This is a genomic window from Paenibacillus harenae DSM 16969 (genome assembly GCF_000422465.1).
GTDB classification, from domain to species: Bacteria; Bacillota; Bacilli; order Paenibacillales; family Paenibacillaceae; genus Pristimantibacillus; species Pristimantibacillus harenae.
In genome coordinates this window covers 12,584-33,356 of record NZ_AULV01000023.1, presented here as the reverse complement: position 1 = coordinate 33,356, position 20,773 = coordinate 12,584, and the positions used below count along the sequence as shown (strand labels likewise).

Sequence of the window (20,773 nt, the reverse complement as noted above, 5' to 3'; positions counted from 1 at the left end):
TTTTTGCCAAGCGTGATTGCCAATTTATAACTTGTGTTCAAGCTTCTTGCGCAGAAACTCCCTGCCTCTGTGCACGCGGGTCTTAATCGTCGTAACGGGCATTTCCAGCACGTCGCCGATCTCCTGCAGCGATAAATCCTGCATGTACCTAAGCGTCATCACCGTCTTGTACTTCGGCGGCAGCGACGCAATCGCCGCATGAATGATCCGCTGCGTATCCGACAGAAGCATCTCCGACTCCGGGGTGCGGTTATCGCCTGGAATCATCGAATAGCCGTCCAGCCCTTCATGATCGTTTGATTCGGCATCGAGCGAGTAAGTCGGCCTGCGCTTGCGCAATCGATCGATGCATAAATTGGTTGCAATACGGTAGATCCATGTCGAAAATTTTAATGTATCGTCATACCTGTCCAGGTTTTTGTATACGCGAAGGAAGGTGTCCTGAACGACATCCTCCGCCTCCTGGCGGCTGTTCAACATTCTGTATGCCATATGAAAGAGCTTATCCTGATACAGGTCGACAAGCTCTGCAAACGCCTGCTGATCGCCTTTGAGCGCTAGCTTCGCAAGGCGCGGTTCCAATACATTCACCTTGACTCCTCCAAACCTTCCGTTCGTTCTTCCATTCGCCTTGCCTCATTCTCCGCGATAACGATTCCGGCGAGAATGAGCAGAATTCCGAGCCATATGCCCGCGCTGAGCAGCTCCCCTATAATTAACCAGGCGCTGATGGCAGCTACCGGCAGTTCCATCGCACCAAGCAAGGAAGCGAGCCCGCTTCCGATCTTCGGAATGCCCTTATTGAAGCAAATCGCCGGAATGACGCAGCCGAGCAGGGCGAGCGCGGTTCCCCATCCGAGAAGCGCCCATTCGCCATTGCTTCCCCAAGCCTTAGACCCGTACAGCAGCGAAATGACGATGAAGCCGAACGTCATCATCATGGCGGACTTTATCACCGGATCATAATCTGTCTGCAGTCTGCCCGTCAAAAATAAGAACAAGCTATATGTAACCGCGGATGCCAAGCCGAAGCCAACTCCTGCCATATCGATCTTAACAAAGCTATTTTGCTCAAATAACCCGACTGCCAGCAGCGTTCCCGCCATAACGACAATAATCGCCAAGATTTGCTGACGCCCCGGCTTGCGCCTAAACCATAAACATTCTAGAAAAATCGTAATCCACATGAACTGAAAAAGCAAGACAATAGCAAAAGAAGCTTCCAATCGCTGTAAGGCCAAATTATAAAATACCGTCGTCAGACATAAGCCGAATATTCCTATCACTGCGAGCGGCAGCCACTTTCCCCGTTGAAAAGGATTGCGCCACAGCCTTGGCCGCAGGAGCACAAGGAGCCATAACAGCGCCACGCTGATCCCGACCTGATGAACCGTAATTTGCTCGAAGCTGAACCCCGCTGCATACGCAAGCTTGATAATCGGCGACATGATCCCATAGCTTGCCGCGCCGAGCAATACGAGCAACACCGACATCCAATAAGCCGATGAATGTTTCATTGCCGCCGCCCTCCCAAAAAACAAACCATTCTGCCTATTATATACGTTTGACTCGCTCTGAGCAATCGACTTCAGGCTAGGCGGGTATAAGACCGGAGACCAGAAGTTATGAATTCACACGCGCAATAAAACAAGGCCTGAAAGCTTTCCAGCTTTCAGACCCAATGTTCACATCAATAATACCTCTGGCCGCTTTACAGCGTATTCGTCTTCAATTGATCCAGAACCTCCATAATCGTCGAGGTCGGGATAGCGAAGCCGATGCCCTGCGCCTCGGCATTGACGGCCGTATTGATGCCGATCACTTCGCCCTGCTCGTTCAGAAGCGGACCGCCCGAGTTGCCCGGGTTGATCGAAGCGTCCGTCTGCAGCAAATGCTCGTACTGATGCTCGCCCTGTTCATCCGCAATCGTGATCGGACGCTCCTTCGCGCTCAGGACGCCCATTGTCAACGTCTGATCAAAGCCGTACGGGTTGCCGATCGCAATCACCCAATCGCCGATTTGCGTATCGTCCGAGCTGCCAAGCTTTAGCGAAGGGAAACTGCCGCCATCCGGACTTTCAACCTTCAGTACCGCGAGATCCAGCTTATAGCTCGAGCCCATCACCTTCGCGGTCAATGGTTCATCATAACCCTGAACGGTCACCTTCACTTCCTTCGCATCCGCAATGACATGTTCATTCGTCAGAATATAACCGTCGCTATCGTAGAAAAATCCCGTTCCTGAGCCTGTCAGCTGAAGCTCCGTACTTCCCTCTTGCTGCGGCTGCTCCTGCTGCTGCGAACGTCCACCCATACCGTAATCGCCTCCGAAGAACTGGCGGAAAGCCGGGTCATCGAACATAGAGGCGGAACGGGCCGGCTCCGCGTAGGTTTCGATTTTGACAACGGCAGGGCTGGCCGCTTCATACACCGACGCGATCTCGTCGCTTGTGTTTAACGAAGCCGTCGATACGCCTGCGCCCTGCTGCGGAGACTTGTTTGCCGCGTTTGTCCCGTTGCCTGCCGTACCGGTCTCGCCGCCGCTGAAAAGATTGTTTTTATCCGCCATATAAGAAAATCCGCCGATCACGACCGCCCCGATAAGGAAGGAGGCAAGCATCGTTCGTGCCGAGTTCCCGCTCCGCTTCGGACGTTTGCCGCCGCCCATTGACGGCTTGATTACATCCATATGCATGCCCAGCTCTCTCTCATAGGAAGACCTCAAATCATTTGCCGATTTGCTAGAATCATAAGTATAAGTAACCGGAGACGTAGCCGAAGACGGTGAAGCTGCCGGAGTTCCTTTGTCCGCTTGGTATTTATTATTATCGTCCATGTCTATCATCCTTTCGATTGTAGGTGGCTGCCTATGTATCTATCATGAAGGATGTTCCTTAAACGAATCTTAAGCGGATTTAAATGGAACATAAGAAATAACTGCAATTCACTTTCTTCAAGGATGAGCGCTTATGCTTATGGCGGGCAAAAAAAAGCCGGCCACGGCGTATTCACCATGACCGGCTTATAAGGATGCGGCCGCTTCAGCAGCCGCTCGCTATTCATTAGCCCGTATTCCGCAGTCCTGCGGCAATACCGTTGATTGTGAGAAGCACCTCGCGGAGCAGCATCGGATCGTCCTCGTCCTTGTCTCGCAGGGCACGAAGCTCGGATAAGAGCTGTACCTGCATGTAGCTGAGCGGATCGACGTACGGATTGCGCAGCCGAATCGATTCTTGAATAACGGGCACGTTGTCCAAAATCTCCGTTTGGCCCGTAATGCTCAGAATAAACTCGGACGTCAGCTTATACTCCTGTTCAATCTGCTCGAAAATACGGTCACGGATCGTCTTATCCGTAATCATGTCCGCGTATTCCTTTGCGATCAGCAGATCGGCCTTGGCCAGTGCCATCTGCAGGTTATCGACCAGGGAACGGAAGAACGGGAACTGCTCATACATGGTACGGAGCGTCTCCAGCTTGCTCTCATCATCGCCTGCATACTGCTTGAACGCCGTGCCTGCCGCATACCATGCCGGAAGCAGGTAACGGCTTTGCGTCCATGCGAATACCCAAGGAATCGCGCGAAGATCCTCGAAGCGATCGCTGTTCTTCCGCTTCGACGGACGGGAGCCGATGTTCAGCTCGCCAACCTCCGGCAGCGGCGTCGATTCTTTAAAGTACGTCAAGAAATCCGGATCACGGAAGATAAGATCCTGGTACTTCTTCAGCGCCGTCTCGGAAATCGAACGCGCAATCTCATCCCACTCGGCTTCCGCCTGCGGCGCCTGCTCCGGATACTTCGCCAGCCGGGCTGCCGTGATCAGCGCCCACGTCGCCTGCTCCAAGCTCCGGTAAGCGATCCCTTGCATGGAATAACGTGAGGAAAGCACCTCGCCCTGCTCGGTAATCTTAATGCCTCCGCCGATTGTATGAGGCGGCTGTGCGAGAATGCTGCGGTTCAGCGGCATGCCGCCGCGGCCGAGCGCTCCTCCGCGGCCATGGAAAAACTTCAGCTTTACATTACATTCTTTGCCGGCAGCCGTAATTTCGTTCAGCGCAACGCGCAGCTCCCAGTTCGCGGTAACGACTCCGCCGTCCTTATTGCTGTCGGAATACCCCAGCATAATTTCATGCAGATTGCCTCTTGCCTCAACCGCTTGACGGTAAATCGGCAGTTCAAGCAGCTCTTTCATAATCGCGGGCGCCGCATGGAGATCGTCGATCGTCTCGAATAACGGCACCGACTGCAGCGTACAGCGAACGGTTCCGTCAGATTCCTTCCGGAATAGGCCGACTTCCTTCGCGAATACCATAACCTCGAGCATGTCGCTCGCAGCCTGCGTCATACTGATCAGGTAGCTGGTAATACAGTTCTCGCCGAACTCCTGTTGCGCCCTATAGATCGTATGGTAGACGTTCAAGCATTCACGCGTCGATTCCGAATAATCCAGATGCCCGGAAGTAAGCGGGCGGGGATCGTTCAGCAGACGGTGAAGCAGGTCTGTCTTCTCCTCTTCGGAAAGGGAAGCGTAATCCGCCGCGATATTCATTTTGGCTAAAATCTCGGTCATCGCGTTCTCATGCTCTTGGCTGTGCTGACGAACGTCAAGAGCCATCAGATGGAAGCCAAACAGCTCGACTTGACGAACAAGCTTCGCCAGGTCGGTATTCGCCACATAATCCGCGTAATGATGACGCAGACTGCGGTCGATAATCATCAAGTCGTCGCGCAGCTCGTTCGGGTGATTGTAGCGCATAGCAGAGCCCTTCAGCGACTCGTTGCGCGTATTCGCCAGCTTCTCCAGCATGAAGCCAAGCTTGATCCGGTACGGCTCCTTGGCATTTCTCCATAGTTCTACGCATTTGAGCTCGACATGCTCCCGGTCCGAACGGATCGATTCCACAAGCTCATCGGTTACCTCAACCAGATTCGTGCTGAAGCTTAGCAGATCCATAAGCTCGCCGAGCTTCTCCTCGTACTTCCGGATCGCCAGCTGGCGGTGGAGGGAAAGCGTCTCCCACGTCACCTTAGCGGTTACGGACGGATTGCCGTCGCGGTCTCCGCCGATCCAGGAGCCGAAGCGCAGATAGTCCGGCACATGCCAGTGCTCGTCCGGATAATATTTGCTCAGACAGCGTTCAAGTTCCTCATATACGCTTGGAAGCACCTCGAACAGCGTCTCGTCAAAATAGTACAGTCCGTTGCGCACTTCGTCGATAACGGTTGGTTTACGGTCACGCAGCTCATCCGTCTGCCACAAAATAAGAACCTCATTCATGAGCTTCTCGCGCAGCTTCTCGCGTTCGCGGTACGTCAAGGTCGGGTTATCCAGCTCCATGACGTCGATGGCAATCCGCTTATGAATATCAAGCACCGCCCGGCGCGTTGCCTCCGTCGGATGCGCAGTCATGACAAGCTCCAAGGAAATGCTGCTCATAATCTCCTGCACGTCATCGATCGCGATGCCGCGTTCCTTCAAATCCTGAACGGCGCTCTCGATCGAGCCGCGCTGCACGGATTCGCCCGCGGACACCTCGTAATCCCGTTTCCGTCTAATCCGGTGATTTTGCTCGGCAATGTTGACAAGCTGAAAATAAATAGCAAACGCTCTGATAACTTGGTGTCTAATCTCAGGACTTAAAGACGAGACGGTTTCTTTGAATTGTTCGAAAAGCTCAGGCACAAATTCAGCGCGCAGCGCCTTACTTTGCTCACGTATGCGCTCAACGATATCAAGAAGCTCGCGCCCGCCCTGATGAACAAGCACTTCGCCTAGAATGTTGCCCAGAAAGCGGACATCGCGTCGCAGCAAATTGTTAGCCTGCGGTCGGCTGGTCGTCAATGTAGATGCAGGTTGATCCGACATTTTGTTCCTCCTTAAAGTTTTGCGAATGCAAAACTGTCTTCGTAAGCATTTTCTTTGTTTTGCGAATGCAAAACTGTCTTCGTAAGCATTTTCTTTGTTTTGCGAATGCAAAACTGTATTTAAGCAAACTTTTCTTTTCCGAATGCAAGCTTACAGAGCAAGCCTGCACGTACCTCTTTTACGTTTTTTTGACTTCCACCATCATACTACAAATTCCTACAGGGTTGAAGCCCTGTGCGAAATCTCACTCATCCTAAAGTTTCATTTTCCTGCAATCGTTGCCAAAAGCGCAGCAGAAGAATCGTACAGAAAAAACCGTTTAGGTTTCGGCAAGCACGACCATACTAAGAAAGCGTTCGCCGCTCGAAAAGAGAATACAAAAAAAAGCCCCTGATGACTCAAGGACTTACCGTTTGTGTAGTTGGAGCGGGTGATGGGAATCGAACCCACGCTATTAGCTTGGAAGGCTGAGAAATACCCTATTTCTAAAGTGTCTCTTCCTATTAATACGTTGATTTCACTGCATTTTTCTTTAACCTGTCTATCAGTAACGTTCAATGAATGCCACTTTAAAATATACTCTTGCCCCAATTTCGCCCCAATACTATTCGAAATGACAAGATTTAAAAAATGAATGCGATAGCGGCATACTTTACTGGATTGGTTCGAATTTTATTGAAAACTTACATTTTACCTGTACATATGTATGACTGTATCTCTGTGTTTTAATGCTTGAAGAATATACAACAACAAAGTTCTGTATGTATAACTGTATCAATATGTTTTAACATCATGAGGAATGTATGAGGACGCCACATACAGGGGAAGACACTCCGTTGGGAGATTTCGCCGATGTTACTTCCATAAAATTAACTAAGCTTTCTTTCCCCGTCAACTTTTGAGAATACGTCATTTATAAGCGTCTAGCCACTTCAATAGCCTTGACCATAGAGTTTCTATCTAATCCTTAACTCAAATATATTTTGAGAGGATTGTTCAGAATTACACTTTTTAGTGACTAATTTTCTGATAATTTGGCTTTGCCGTCGAACCCATCGATAACGTTCAGCGGCTGCTTGTGTTCCACACGGAGCGTTCCGACCGGCATCTTTTCCGTTACCTTTCCGTTCTCTCCTATTACGGGCCACCCTTGTGAAGACCAGGTAACCGGAGCCAGGAATGTCTCTCTGCCCAAGTGGTGATGCCGCCCGACAAAGGGAACCGATACCGGGCGAATGCCTAAGAATACCGCCCACCAGCTGCCATCCTCCAGCTCGACGAGGTCGGCGTGGCCAGTCGCTTGGATCGATTCATGCGAACTCCGATGGCTCAGTATCGGGTTGTTTGGGTTGCTTTCGAACGGTCCGTACGCCGAGTCGGCGCGTGCAATGGTCACCATATGCCCGTATTCAGTCCCACCTTCGGCAATCAGCAGGTAATACTTCCCTTGTACGCGGTACATGTGAGGCCCCTCAGGCGCTTGAGCGCCGGTTCCCTCCCAGATTAACCGTCGTTCAGTCAAGAGGTTTCCGGTTGCGATGTCGATCTCGGCTTGGTAAATACCTGGGATCTCCTCTTTCTGAAAACTGTTCGTCCCGGATAGATAGACACGGCCATCCTCATCGAAAAACAAGGAGGGGTCAATACCCGGCCAGTCCAGCCAAACGGGTCGGACCAAGGTCCCTCCGGCTTTTCGGACCAGACATAAAAATTCCGATAATCATTCATATTTGTCGTAATCATATAGAATCGCCCTTGATGAAAGCGAAGGGTCGGTGCGTAAATCCCCATCGAGCTTCCGCATCCCTTAAGATCAAGCTGACTCTGCCGAGTCAGGCAGTGCCCGATCTGTTCCCAATGAACAAGATCACGACTATGAAAAATCGGAACACCGGGCGAATATTGAAACGAACTGGTGACCAGATAAAAATCGGCTCCTACTTTGCATAGGCTCGGATCTGGATAGAAGCCCGGTATAACCGGGTTAGCGTACGTCCCAGCAGTGGTGGACATTTGGGTTTTATCCCCTTTCTTTGCAAGCTAACGAATATAATGATGGCAATCACAATCATATTCGAGAGTTTATGGTTACAGCCGTTATTGCTTTATGCTCCCGTTGTCTGCGTCAGCCGTACTGCGATATATGGTCTGCCCGGCAGCTTGATTTGGAAATTCCCTTCGAAGCTTCCTTCAACTTCCTCGACCGTCATATTCCATGTATCTAGAATTTCGGCTTTATAGGAAATACCGGGTTTCATCATAAAATCGTAGTAACACTGTTGTCTGGTGCTGAAATAATAGAGATAGAACGCATCCTTAATTCCGGCTATAAATTCAAATTCGGTCCAGAGCGGGTTAAGTATGCCTGAAGGGGCTTGCTCAATAACCTGCCTTAAAAATCGGATCCGATCGGGACTTGTGCCTTGCAATTGGCCGCCTTTCGACCACCACAAGATATCCTCGGGATCCAGATAAGTCTCCCCATGTCCTGCATATCCCCCGCGCATGGCACCTTCCCAGAATCTGCGTACCATATCCTCGCCGGTAATATTTCCCCAGAATGGACTGATGTTACCTTCGTAAGCACACTCATCGATGACGATGGGCTTGCCCCATTGTTTTCGCCATTGCGCGGAACGATCCGTTTCCGATTTTTGAAGGCTGCAATGCGTTATCCAAGGCCGGGAATAATCAAAGACGTTTACAAAATTATGAATGGAGATCAGATGCCCATAGGGGTCATTCTCGGTTACGATTTGACCGAAACGCTCCCAGTCTTCATCCGGCTTGTCCCATAGCAGTTCATGCTCATTGGCCAGCGACCACCAGACATTCCGGAAAGCGGATAATCTGGCCGTAATATATTGGAGATAACGCCGATCGACGGATGGTGCCATAGTGGAAAAGCCCCACCGGTCATAGGGATGGAACAAAATCAAATCCGCCTCGATTCCGAGCCGGCCCAAATCAGCGATCCGGCGTTCGAGATGATGAAAATATTCGGGATTAAACCTGATGAAGTCCCAGCCTTCTTCAATCGAACCCATAAAGGGATAGCGAAGCGGCTCATTCTCGTTAAAAATGAAGGACTTTGGGAAGACGCACATTCGGATTTTATTGAAGGCCGATTTGGCAAGCGTCGACAATGTCTGCTCTTCCAATTCCTCCGTTTGATGCGTCCATACATAACAGGTGGTACCGATCGGCAAATAGCGGGTACCGTCTTCGTAGGCGAAATGAAACGTATCGGCAACTCGGACTGGCCCATGATTTCCCGCCTGGGGGGCTGTACACGTAAACCGCCCCTCAATACCGTTCAAGGTTCGGCAGTTGCTCGTTGTGCGGTAGACCCACTCGCCCTCCGCCTGCGGCATAAATCGAATCCGATAGCTACCATTGCCATCATAGAAGCCTCGTGCGTCAACGGATTGTCCGCCGCATTTGAATTGAGCTCTGAGTTCAACGTCTACATATGGATTACCGTGATTTGGGCCGTGAAGCTCGATTTCGTAGACCGACCATTTCTCAGCAGAGTCAGCTGCATGTATTGCCGCACTATCAATCACTGCGGATGAGTCTTCATAATCGGCAGGCGGAGCTTCCTGCTCCCACTTCCTCGAAAGATCAACATCTTTTAATTCCTTAAGGATAGCTAGGAGCCATTCAGCGGGCTCCGGATGTTCTAGTTTAGTGGTTGCGAACTCCGCCAATGTGCTCGCTTGGATAATAATGAAAAGGGGTTCTTTTTCAATCTCCGGCGCATATTTGCGAATGATGGAGCGTCCCTTTTCATTGGACCAAATATTTCCGATCTTCGTATCTTGTGTTATTTTCATCGTTGCATCCTCCAATTCTAATTGGTCAGCACTGCTCGAAGATCAGGTTCTGAGGCTGGCTGATGCTTCGAATGGCCCTCCATCCCGATATTCAATCTGCTTACCATTAGGCAGTACGACTGTGAGCGGAATGCCATCCGGAGCGATGCCAGACATTCGGAATACCGCTTCCTCATCCAGCGTCCACTCGACTTGAACAGACCCGTGGCGGGTAGCTACGCTTCCTTTCGCCCAGCTCAGCTCCAGTAGATTGGGCGCAACCATAATCTCCGAATACCCCGGAGCGCCTGGTCGAACCCCTAGAATCTCGCCTGTGAACTCCGACAGCGGTAGCGCGCTCCAGGCATGACAATCGCTGCGAGGATGATTGTCATCCGTTACCTCCGGCAGCGTCGTTAAATGCAAATGCAGAAAAGCTTTCCAGCGAGCCATCACGCTGGAGGCCTTGCCGTACAACCCGTGACGCGATAACATTCGAAACAGCTCATAAGAAGCCGGCACCGATAGCTGCGACATGTGTCCCTCCTGCGGTTCGATTGTACGCTCCAACAAACGAACGGCCTCTTCTCCTTGAACTGCGCCGCAGACGACTCCCCACACCTGAGCGTGTTGGCTATAATCTTCCACCTCTGGTCCATCCGCGAACAATCCGCGTTCCGGTCTCCAGCAAAGTCGAATCAGCGCTTCATTCAAGGCTTTCGCGTCCGCCTTCGCTTCGCGTGCGGCATCCTGCCAACCAACCGCTTCATAGATTCGGGAAGCGGTTTGAAGCGCTGCCGCGAACATCTGACTCAGGAGCGTGAGCGGACCTTTGGCATGTGCCGGAGGCGTTCCAATCTCCCAATCTTTGCACCAGTCAAAATACGGCCAGTACGCTTGCGGCGTCGGGCCGACAAGCCCTTCCGACGTCAGCATTCTCCGGAACCAATCCAGTACGCCGGTCATCGTCGGTACATATCGGCGGAGCAGCGCGCGGTCTCCAAAATGCAAATAGTGCTCATCGAGCATATGAATCCAATATAACGAGAAGGAGGGAATGACCTGCCTATACTCGGATGGATAGCGGTTCTGCAGCATGCCCGAAGGCAGCGCGGAGCTATGGTAATCGAACAGCGAGCGTTGAGCCAGCCGATCGTCGGCGCTGACCGCATAAGTGAACATCATCTGCAGACGCGTGTCCATCGTGTATTGCAGCTGCTCGTAGTACGGGCAATCCTCGTACGTTTCATGCATGCAGCGACTAAGCGTATTCAACGACAATTCCCATAGCGCAACGTAATCCGGATCGGAACAAGTGAAGGTAGCTTGAACGTTCAAGGGGTAACCCGTGTCTCGGTAGGTTAGCAGCACGATCTCTAGCGGTTCGTCATTCGCCGCAGCTTCAAGTCTGATATACCTGAAGGTGCGGAAGTCGAATGGCTCGTAACGCTCCGCATGTTCCCCGGTCCCTACGCCCGCAACCGTATAATAATCCACTTCCCCGATAAGGATCCCATGTTCCGCATCATCCCGGATCCCCTTGATTCGGTGGTGGACAGTCGATGAAGCTTCCTCATAACTTTCCGCATAAAGGAGCTTAATCCGGCTCTCACTGCCCCCTCTCAGCTTCAACGTCACGTATCCGGTCACCAATTCGCCGGCATCCAGCTCGAGCCAGATGGATTTGCCCGCTTCCACTCTTACGGTTTTTGTCCCTCCGTCCCTCAATATGGCCTCATAGCCAGGGATGGCGGCACGATCGTCGGCTTTCGTAATGCCTCGGAACGAAGCTGGTTCTTCGCGCATCGGCGGAATCGGACGCGGCGCCAATTGCCATGGTGTCAGTTGACCGAATTTATCGCTCGTCTCACAGACGATAACTGCATTCGCCCAGCCTTGAGCGTCGAATCCGGGCAGCTCCCAGCCATGGGCAAGCCCTCTTCCATCAGTATCTTCGAACCCGCCGAGGAAGAAGATGATCGGACTTGGCATAAGCTTAAAGCCCGGCATTTTCTTGCACGACCATTTCTCGTCGGAATGCAGCGGCTCGGAGTGACCGCTCCCTTCAATCAGCACGCCTTCTAGTAACATGGCGCCGCTGACGGCCCGATGAATCGACACCGGTCCGCTGACGCCCAGCAAATGAGGACCGGAAGGGGCGAAGTGCAGCACCTGAACCGCCAGCACATTCGTTCCTGCGATTAGGCGATCGCTCAGATCCACCGTCTCGTAATAATGCGTCGACCGATCGCCCTTGCATGGTCCGACCGAAACCGATTCGCCGTTTAGAAACAGTCGATAGCGGCTATCTGCGGATACGTCGACGACAAGCCGCGCAAGATGCGGATCAGCGACGTCAAACTCACGGCGGAAATACACCATTTCGTGCGCTCCTGGGTCCGATGTCCACGGATAACTTTGATGCCAGATCCATCTGGCATTCCATTTACGATTCTCCTCCATGTAACTTCCTCCTCAACCCGTCTGCGTGACGGCCTTTCTGCCATAAATAACGTTAATCACTATTATCGTCTATGATTCTTTATGATCTTTGTATTGGGTGTATAATCGGTTCGTTCCAGGAAGTCTGATAAAAGAACAGTAAGTAATCCGCAATTGAAGCGGATTACTTACTGTTCTCCTTTATTTTGCAGCCTGTTTCTTGGCGAACAACTCCAGTTTGGCGTACATGTCTTCCAATGTAAATCGGACGTCAACATTCCGGTAAACCCGGATCATCCGTTCCGTTTGATGATGGACATAATGCATCTCGGGCGTGATTCGCGGCGCGGGTACCGTAACGAAACCGTCTGAGAACTCCAGATCGTCGAGAATGAGACTAACAACCGGGGAATCGCCCAAGCCCCAGCACTCGCCTCTTGGCCAACCGTGCGCATTGTCGTCATTAAATTGAATGAGCTGCTCGAACAGGTACTTCCCGATTTCGCCGTGCGGACTCACCCGGGCTTCCAATTCCGCCAGACTGACCCGCATCGTGCTATACACGTTTTGCGGTACCTGCCAGAGTGGAATACGGGAACCCATTACTACGTTAGCCGCGTGAATATCGTTGCTCAGGTTGAATTCATTTCTGCCGTTCGGGTATGGACCTCCGCCGATCCATATTGCCGTCAAGCGGTCTGCAATACGAGGTTCCATTTGGTAGGCGGAAGCCAAGTCGGTCAAGGGCCCAAGGAAGACGACGAAAAGCCGGTGAGGATCATCCGAGAGCGCCTCGCGGATAATCGCGTCCGCGCCTTCTGAAACAACAGGCGTTTGCTCATCCTGCAGCGCGTGAGCTGCCCCTTTGTAGACCGGCACCTCTCCGGCATCCCCCATCAGATTTAGAACATGCTTCACTTCGGCATAGCTTTCTTCCATTGAATCGGTTGTCCGCCCGGTACCGAAATGTGCCGCGATAATTCCCTTGTTCATAAACATCGGCGTGAGCAAAGCATGTACGATAGCGTACTGGTCGTCCGCCTCATTCTTCGCGTCCGTATTCATAAGCACTCTGACCCGCTTCGGGTCTGGCACATGAAAATGCATGCCAATCCTACTCTCTTTCTGCCGATTGAATCGTTGCATCTGCATAAAACCCTCTCGTTCTTCCGTCAATGAACAGATCGGAGCTAATCCGGAAAGCACCTTTCGCCCGGACATCATGGGATGAAGCCCCAATCATAACCTCGATCTCGCCTGCCTCGATTTTCCATTTCATGCAAGTATCCAGGAAAGCAATTTGACTTAAGTCCATCCGAAATTGGACCGTTCTCGTCTCGCTCGGTTGCAGCGGGACTCTGACGAAACCGGCCAGTTCTTGCACGGGACGCACAACGCTCGCAAATTTGTCGCGAATGTAGAGCTGCACGACTTCCTCGCCGAATACCGCTCCCTCATTCGTGACATCGACCGCGACAATAACTTGCTCGGTAGGCTCATACGCTTCCTTGCCGACTGTCATATTCGAATATCGGAACGATGTGTATGATAGGCCATGCCCAAAGTAATACCGGGGCTCACGAGGGCAATCCAGATAACTCGTATATTCATTCGCGGTGCCGACATGGTAGCTCGACCCATGGTCGTGATTATAGAAGAGAGGCACTTGTCCGGCGTTGTAAGCAACCGAGAAGGGCAATCTTCCCGCCGGATTATAATCGCCGAATAGAATATCCGTCACGGCTTTCGCGCCGTATTGGCCTGAATTCCAAGCCTCGATAATCGCGTCGATGTGCTGATCGGCCATGTCGCTCGATATCGGTCCGCCGTCAAAATGAACCGCAACCGTCGGCTTTTTCAAAGCAGCCAATTTCCGGATGAAGCTTTCCTGGCAGTCTGGAAGCCCGATATTCGTCGAATCGATGCCTTCGCCAGTTGTGCAGAACATGCCCCAGCCATGCTTCCCGCCTAAAGTAAGAAGGACCACATCCGCTTCAGCCGCTGCTGCCAATGCCTCATCGTGCATGGACGTATCGTTCCCCGCATAAGCGTAACCGTAAGCGTAAGTTACTTCGGCATTCGGACATTCCAGAATAATCTGCTCGAGTAGATTATTGCTCGTCGGATAGTGATTTCTCACAAGCTCTTCCGTTTTCGGACTTTCGACCTGAACGATACTTCCAGGGTACGTATAATGATTCTTGTCCACGCCGAACTCGCTTGCGCCCAGGTTTGAAATTTTCTCGAAGTCTACGCCGGCCATCGTGTTCCCGACATTCAGCATCGCATCGAACAAGCTCGTATACGAATAGCCGCCGAATAACGATCTCGTGGACGCCGCATGGTGGCCGATGACGGCGATTTTCTTTTTCGCGGCCCTTTGCAACGGCAATACGCCATTATTTTTCAGCAGCACGATCGATTGACGCGCCGCTTCCAAGCTGATTTCTTTATTGTTAGGGTCTGTATAAATCTGTTCCACGGCATCGCTCGACATCGGGTAAGGATTCTCAAACAATCCCAGTTCAAACTTCGCGACCAATACGCGGTGGACGGCTTGATCGAGAAGTTCTATTGAGACTTTGCCGTCGCGAATCCGCTGCATTAATTCGTCGTTATAACAGTCTTTCGAAGGCAGTTCCACGTCCATGCCTGCCTTCAAGGACAATTCACCGGCATCCGTTCTCGTCTCCGATACCATATGCCTCGTATGAAGCTCTGAGATGGAGGTGTAGTCGGATACGACTAAGCCGTCAAAGCCCATTTCATCGCGCAGAAATTCGGTGAGATACTTACGGGAACCAACGACGGGTTCGCCATCGATAGAACTGTACGTATTCATGATCGATCTCATGTTGGCAAGGGTCATGGCGGCTTGGAATGGCTTCGCATAGACCTCGCGCAGCATTCGCGGAGGAATCGGCGTTGCGGCGGCATGAATGCCTCCCTGGGTCATGTGGTAGCCGAGAAAATGTTTGGCGCAGGCCAGTACCCCTTCTTGGAGGTTCCCGTCATTTTGCAAGCCCGAAACGTAGGCCGTTCCCATCGCTGCCGCTAGCGCAGGGTCTTCCCCATATGTCTCGCCAAGACGACCGAAGCGAGGATCGCGGGCAATATCGAGCACCGGGGCGAATGCATGCGAGACGCCGACGGCCCGGGCCTGATTGCTTATGATTCTAGCCAATTCTTTCTGGAGCGCGGGATTCCAGGTGGAGGCTTGGCCGATTCCAGTCGGGAAGCTTGTCGCTTCCGGGAGCAGCGCGCCCGCTATCGTTTCGAGATGGAAAATGGCGGGAATATTGTGCTCGCTTAATTCCATGATTTTATTCTGGATGCGGGTTACCTTCTCCACAACGGATTCCTTGTTCGCAAGTTCGCCCGCGAATAACATGACAACTTCGCCCGCGCCTTGGGGATAGTCCTGCTCCAGCTTTTCAATCGACCCTTTGTCCGGCATATAGCCGACGATCTGACCCATTTTTTCTTCGATACTCATGCGTTGCAACAAATCATCCGCACGCTCTTGAGCAGAAAGGGAAGCATCCAAATAGATGTGCGTTTTTGTGTCCATGCGTTTCCTCCACTCTCGTTCTAGCCGTAGCATGACTACTCGTAATCCTCAATTCTCCATTCTTCCTTCCAATCCAGGTACGCCATGTTGCCATCGAACCGGACTGGCAGCCATACATAATCGGAATGGCAGGTATCAAAGTCAAGCGATACGGGGAGTTTGTCTTCTTCTTTCAACTCATAATCAATCTCCGGGTCAAAGACCGATTTATAAATGTCGGCCGCGATACGAGATTGCGTGCCATCCGCAAAACGTTCCCCGACAAGGTCCGGAAGATTCGGTATCCATCGATCTGCGAGCGCGATATACAGATCTTTCTTGAATGGGTGCTTAAAGACGGACGTAATTTGCGAATTATAAGACGTTCGCGTCTGGTCGTCCGGATGCGGATCCCCCAGAACCTCCCACGGTCCATGGAAGGTTTTCGCGCAAGCGACTTCCGACGGGTTTGGATGATAGCCGGTCGTTCCCGATGTAAATAAATAGTGAAGCCCTTTTCGATTAAAATAAGCAGGCGCTTCCCGCACGAAAGGAGGCTGGACGTTAGGGAAATGCGTAGAATAGTAACCGGTTACGTCCGTATAATCGTCCGTGAGATCGGCGCAGATGAGTTCGGAATGGACTCTTTCAAAGTAATAATAGGCCTTGCCGTCCGGAGCGATGACCAAATCGAAATCGCCGGCGCCCATATTCAAAGGGCGGAGATCTTTTCTTACGACCGTGTAAGGACCAAGGATATGGTCCGCTGTCAAGATCGTAGATTTTTGCCCATCTGTCCTCATAATCTTCATCCAACATACATATTTCTGCGTTTTCTCGTTAAAGACAATATGCGGCCTGTCCATATGCTGAGCAGGATGCAGCGGGGAATCGATGTCGTCAACATCCGGAGGGATGATAACGCCTTGGTCTTCCCAGTTGTACAAGTCTTTCGAGGCGTAGCATCTTACTCCCCAGTGCCAAATTCCGCTGCCGGCCTTCGTCATTTCTTTGTTCTCCCCGTACCAATAGAACGTATCGCCTACGGTAATAATAGATCCGCCGTGAGCCTGAATTCGCTTTCCTTCGGTGTCGAGCCAGACCTGGCCAGGCTTAATCGATGTGTATGCCAATTGAATCTCCCCTAATCTTTATTCGTATGACGTCCGACTTTCCTAATTTCTGAATGAGCAATCTCTCACTAACAATTCAAGCCTTGCCTTGCTACTCCTTCACGCTGCCGAGCACGATCCCTTTCATGAAGAACCTCTGCAGGAACGGATACACGAGTAGTATCGGCAGTGAACCAAGGAAGATCTGTGCCGATTTAAAGGTTCGGTCGCTGATTTTCGACAGCTCCGCAATCGTTTCAAGGCTGGCTGAAGTGAAATTCTGCTGAATAACCACGGTTTGCAGATAACTTTGTAATGGGTAATTATGCGGTGAATTCATGAAAATCAGACCGTCAAACCAGGAATTCCAATGAAATACCATGGTAAACAGCGTAATGGTAGCCAAAGCTGGTGCGGATAACGGCACATACACTTTCCAGAGTGTTGTCCAATGGCCGGCACCGTCCATAAAGGCTGCCTCTTCCAATTCCTTCGGCAAGCCACGGAAGAAATTGAGCAATAAAATCATATTAAAAATTGGTACCGCTTGCGGCAGGACAAGCGCCCATACGGAATCGAGAATTCCGGTGTATTTCACCATCATATATAGCGGAATTAGTCCGCCGTTGAATAGCATTGTAAACACAAACACCCAAGCGTAGATCGTCCGCCCCCGGAATTTGTTTACCTCTTTCGACAGCGGATACGCGACAAGTATCGTCAGCACCATATTGACGGTCAGGCCGACGGCGACGCGTTTGATCGTCATCAGGATGGATTCAAAAAACTCTTCTTTCCCAAGGACGTATTTATACGATTCCAACGTGAATTCGACCGGCCACAGCTTAACGTAACCTGCGGCAGCTGCGGAACTGGAGCTGAACGATACCGCAAGGACGTGAACGAGCGGTAATATGCACAGAATCGACAAGAGCGCCAGGAAAATGTAATTGAACCCGATAAACAGCCTACGGCTGATCGTTAAGCGTTCCACCATGATTGTTCGTCCCCTCTCCCTCTTAGAATATCCTGTAATTAGCGAATCGGTAGGCAAGGAAGTAAGACGTCGAAAGCAGAATCAGAGAAACGACCGACTTGAAGAGACCAACGGCTGTCGCTACTCCGTACTGTGCATCAACGATGCCAATCCGGTAAACGAATGTATCGATAATGTCGCCTGTTTCATAAACTTGAGGACTATACAAATTGTATACTTGGTCGAAGCCGGCGTTGAGAACTTGGCCCAAAGCCAGCGTTGCTGTCAAAATAATGATCGGTGCCATACCTGGCAAAGTCACGTATAGGGTCTGTTTCCACCGATTCGCTCCGTCAATAACAGCTGCTTCGTACAACGTTGGGTTGATGCCTGTTAGCGCAGCTAAATATACTATGGTATTAAACCCAAATTCCTTCCACACGTCCGATGTGACCAGAACGGGGCGGAACCAATCGTTGCTGCCCAAGAAATAGATCGAATCAATCCCGAACCAATTCAACATTTGGTTAACGATTCCGTATGAAGGGGACAAAATATCGATTAAAACCCCACCGAGAATAATCCAAGACAAGAAGTGCGGCAAATAAACTAACGTCTGAACCGTTCGTTTGAATAACTCTTTGCGAACTTCGTTAAGCATCAAAGCAACTACGATCGGTACAATCAAGCCGACTACTATCTTCATTACTGCAATGATGAGTGTATTCCAGATGATCTGGAAGGATCCAGGCAATGCCATTACGTAACGGATATTATCAAGGCCGCTCCATTCGGAATCAAATATGCCGCGAGCGGGATTAAAATCCTGGAAAGCAATGATGGCACCGAGCATAGGACCGTAGCTGTAAACAAGAATCAAGAGCAGTCCTGGCAAGATCATGAGATGCAAGGGCAGTTGAAATTTCCAAGCCCGCTTTTTCGCCGGCTTGGCCGCCGATTCCACGATGGCTATCCGATCTTCTGTCACTTTATTCAACACGGCGGATCTTCCTTTCTTGCCCTTATGGCCGAATTCTGTCCCGGAAGAGGACAGAATTCGAACGGGCTTCTATTTATTTGGAACTCATTAATTCATTGACTTCCTTCGTCATCTCATCGCCGCCAAGTTTCTTCCAGTTCTCAACGAATTTGTCAAAGCTATCGAGCGGTTCACCAAGAATAATGTTAGTAAAGGTCTGGAGTTCTTGTTTAAGCAGCGTGGAATCCCGCTTGGTCATCGTTTCCGTCATGACTTGGCTGAAAGCGCTAGGCAGCAGCAAACCGTCCTTGTCATAGTTATCGATGATGTTGAAGGATGAATCCGCTGGGCTGAAAACGCGGTTCAAGGCCCAGTCGATCGTCTCCATCTTCTCAGCATTCACGGCTTTCTTGACACTTCGATAAGCGCCCATCTGTTCGACTGAAACGTCCGCTTCTGTCTTCTCTTTGGTCGTGAAAATTTGCTTCATCAAGCGATGTGTAGTCAGGTTCTTTTCCGGTTCGGCCGTATAAATGGAGTACATCCAACGCTCGATTCCATCAACTGGGCTTGTTGACAGTTTGTCGACTTGTTCTTGCGTGTACGTTTTACCGTAGGTGACTTCGAAAAAGAGATTAATCATTTTAAGCAGCGCTTCCGGATTCTTCGCACCTTTTGTCACCGCAAGATATTGTGGCGTTTTAAGATTAATACCAGGTATTTGTGCTTTTGCAGCTTGCCCATCAATGGACACGAGCGGGAATGGCATCAAATCCGCATTTGGATCGGCGTTCTTAAGATCTTGCAATACGAGCGGGGCCGACATACTGCCGAACCAAAGACCAATCTTTCCAGAGACAACCAGCTCTTTTTCTTTGTTCCAATCTTTCACGCCGAATTCCGGGTCGATGTAGCCTTTCTTATACAGTTCCTGCAGTTTGCCTAGCGCCGTCTTGACTTCAGGCTGGATGCTGCCGAATTCTAAGCTGCCGTCTTCAGCTTGAACCCAATTCGCTTTTCCTTGTTGGCGCGGGTACGCATGATAGCTATTGAAGAAGCCTTCTAGCCCGTCGAAGAAACCGTACAAATCTTTGTCCATCGCCATGCCGTACGTATCTTTTTTGCCATTGCCATCAGGATCCTGATTTACGAAAGCATCCATGATCTTAAAGATATCATCCATGGTCTTAGGTGCTTCAAGGCCCAGCTTCTTCATCCAATCGGTGCGGATCCAAATCATCTGCGCTTGGTCAATTTTGGATGTCGGGGACGGAATAGCAAGCAATTTGCCATCGAAAGTGGCGGATGCGAGCGCTTCAGGACCTGACGATGTCATAACTTCTTTCGTTTTTGGACTCGCATATTTTTCATAGAGTTCCGTCAAGTCCGCGAGCTTGCCCGCATCCGCCAATTGACGCAGCTGCGAGGCGTTCAGCGGAACGATATCCGGTAAGTCTCCGGATGCGATCGAGACGTTCATCTTTTGTTCGCCTTGGCCGCCAGGTTCGTCGCCAACCACAGACCATTCGTTTGTCAGCTTAATGCCAAGCTTGTTTGCATATTCCGTATACCACACGTTGTTATCAATTGTTTCACTGCCCGTAAACTTAACTGAAGGACTCAGAATACGTACCGTCGATACTTCGATAGGCTCCTCGTACTTCCCGAGATAAAGATCCTCAGGGTTCGCGGACTCGGTTACAGGAGTTGTTTCAGCGTTACCGTTTCCTTCTTTGCTCGTGTCATTCACCGCATCATTATTAGAACTGCATGCGCTTACAGTCAAGCTAAGGACCAACAGACTGGATACTGCCAACAATCCTCGACGTTTCTTCATGCTTTGTTCCCCCTGGTTTATGTTTTCAGAGATTATTGAGAGATCTCATGTATTAAGTATAATTAGAAGGCCCCTTCACCGTATATTGCACTCTGTTTGTATTCTGTACTTTCGTTTACGAGTTTTCGCTCGACCGGATCTTGTTCCCATGACAAAACGAAAAAGGAAAGCCCGGATATAGGCTTCCCCTAAAAT

Annotated in this window: 13 protein-coding genes and 1 pseudogene; all 14 read right to left on the bottom strand. The window is 50.8% G+C overall.

Features of this window, described 5'->3' with window-relative positions:
* Window positions 1-24: 24 nt before the first annotated feature.
* The 14 genes and pseudogenes from sigW to H581_RS0108795 all read right to left on the bottom strand — a co-directional run bounded on the left by sigW (window position 25) and on the right by H581_RS0108795 (window position 20,578).
* Window positions 25-591 carry an RNA polymerase sigma factor SigW gene (gene sigW, locus H581_RS0108860; protein ID WP_028609713.1) on the bottom strand — a complete coding sequence of 189 codons (567 nt, stop codon included), beginning with the start codon at window positions 589-591 and terminating at the stop codon, window positions 25-27.
* On the bottom strand, window positions 588-1,517 hold the full coding sequence (locus H581_RS0108855) for an EamA family transporter (protein ID WP_028609712.1): 930 nt from the start codon (window positions 1,515-1,517) through the stop codon (window positions 588-590). The genes sigW and H581_RS0108855 overlap by 4 nt, the downstream gene beginning before the upstream one ends.
* 194 nt (window positions 1,518-1,711) lie before the next feature.
* On the bottom strand, window positions 1,712-2,836 hold the full coding sequence (locus tag H581_RS33435) for a S1C family serine protease (RefSeq protein WP_245599986.1): 1,125 nt from the start codon (window positions 2,834-2,836) through the stop codon (window positions 1,712-1,714).
* A 226-nt stretch (window positions 2,837-3,062) separates the two neighbouring features.
* Window positions 3,063-5,867 (bottom strand): phosphoenolpyruvate carboxylase, encoded by a 2,805-nt coding sequence (ppc, locus tag H581_RS0108840; RefSeq protein WP_028609711.1) that lies wholly within the window; start codon window positions 5,865-5,867, stop codon window positions 3,063-3,065.
* Window positions 5,868-6,128: 261 nt separating this feature from the next.
* Window positions 6,129-6,425 carry a hypothetical protein gene (locus tag H581_RS37765; RefSeq protein WP_156889532.1) on the bottom strand — a complete coding sequence of 99 codons (297 nt, stop codon included), beginning with the start codon at window positions 6,423-6,425 and terminating at the stop codon, window positions 6,129-6,131.
* Window positions 6,426-6,885: 460 nt separating this feature from the next.
* Window positions 6,886-7,880: pseudogene (locus H581_RS36320) on the bottom strand (glycoside hydrolase family 43 protein).
* A 92-nt stretch (window positions 7,881-7,972) separates the two neighbouring features.
* Window positions 7,973-9,703 (bottom strand): DUF5605 domain-containing protein, encoded by a 1,731-nt coding sequence (locus H581_RS0108830; protein ID WP_028609710.1) that lies wholly within the window; start codon window positions 9,701-9,703, stop codon window positions 7,973-7,975.
* A 42-nt stretch (window positions 9,704-9,745) separates the two neighbouring features.
* A complete protein-coding gene (locus H581_RS0108825; protein WP_028609709.1) occupies window positions 9,746-12,145 on the bottom strand; it encodes a family 78 glycoside hydrolase catalytic domain in 2,400 nt (799 codons plus the stop codon).
* A gap of 180 nt (window positions 12,146-12,325) precedes the next feature.
* Window positions 12,326-13,276 (bottom strand): nucleoside hydrolase, encoded by a 951-nt coding sequence (locus H581_RS0108820; RefSeq protein ID WP_245599985.1) that lies wholly within the window; start codon window positions 13,274-13,276, stop codon window positions 12,326-12,328.
* Window positions 13,239-15,695, bottom strand: coding sequence for a glycoside hydrolase family 3 N-terminal domain-containing protein (locus tag H581_RS0108815; RefSeq protein ID WP_028609707.1), 2,457 nt, complete (start codon window positions 15,693-15,695; stop codon window positions 13,239-13,241). Before H581_RS0108815 ends, H581_RS0108820 begins: the two co-directional genes overlap by 38 nt.
* A gap of 35 nt (window positions 15,696-15,730) precedes the next feature.
* Window positions 15,731-16,807 (bottom strand): family 43 glycosylhydrolase, encoded by a 1,077-nt coding sequence (locus tag H581_RS0108810; protein ID WP_028609706.1) that lies wholly within the window; start codon window positions 16,805-16,807, stop codon window positions 15,731-15,733.
* 91 nt (window positions 16,808-16,898) lie between these two features.
* Window positions 16,899-17,783 (bottom strand): carbohydrate ABC transporter permease, encoded by an 885-nt coding sequence (locus H581_RS0108805; protein WP_028609705.1) that lies wholly within the window; start codon window positions 17,781-17,783, stop codon window positions 16,899-16,901.
* A 22-nt stretch (window positions 17,784-17,805) separates the two neighbouring features.
* The gene (locus H581_RS0108800; RefSeq protein ID WP_084134509.1) at window positions 17,806-18,762 is read right to left on the bottom strand and encodes an ABC transporter permease; all 957 of its coding nucleotides are present in this window, start codon (window positions 18,760-18,762) and stop codon (window positions 17,806-17,808) included.
* Between the two features lie 73 nt (window positions 18,763-18,835).
* Window positions 18,836-20,578, bottom strand: coding sequence for an extracellular solute-binding protein (locus tag H581_RS0108795; RefSeq protein WP_245599980.1), 1,743 nt, complete (start codon window positions 20,576-20,578; stop codon window positions 18,836-18,838).
* Window positions 20,579-20,773 lie beyond the last annotated feature (195 nt).

What these genes read in the sequence shown, in the direction of transcription:
- H581_RS0108855 (WP_028609712.1), bottom strand. Translation starts at nt 1,517, where the DNA reads ATGAAACATTCATCGGCTTATTGGATGTCGGTGTTGCTCGTATTGCTC.
- H581_RS33435 (WP_245599986.1), bottom strand. Translation starts at nt 2,836, where the DNA reads ATGGACGATAATAATAAATACCAAGCGGACAAAGGAACTCCGGCAGCT.
- ppc (WP_028609711.1), bottom strand. Translation starts at nt 5,867, where the DNA reads ATGTCGGATCAACCTGCATCTACATTGACGACCAGCCGACCGCAGGCT.
- H581_RS0108830 (WP_028609710.1), bottom strand. Translation starts at nt 9,703, where the DNA reads ATGAAAATAACACAAGATACGAAGATCGGAAATATTTGGTCCAATGAA.
- H581_RS0108825 (WP_028609709.1), bottom strand. Translation starts at nt 12,145, where the DNA reads ATGGAGGAGAATCGTAAATGGAATGCCAGATGGATCTGGCATCAAAGT.
- H581_RS0108820 (WP_245599985.1), bottom strand. Translation starts at nt 13,276, where the DNA reads ATGCAGATGCAACGATTCAATCGGCAGAAAGAGAGTAGGATTGGCATG.
- H581_RS0108815 (WP_028609707.1), bottom strand. Translation starts at nt 15,695, where the DNA reads ATGGACACAAAAACGCACATCTATTTGGATGCTTCCCTTTCTGCTCAA.
- H581_RS0108805 (WP_028609705.1), bottom strand. Translation starts at nt 17,783, where the DNA reads ATGGTGGAACGCTTAACGATCAGCCGTAGGCTGTTTATCGGGTTCAAT.
- H581_RS0108795 (WP_245599980.1), bottom strand. Translation starts at nt 20,578, where the DNA reads ATGAAGAAACGTCGAGGATTGTTGGCAGTATCCAGTCTGTTGGTCCTT.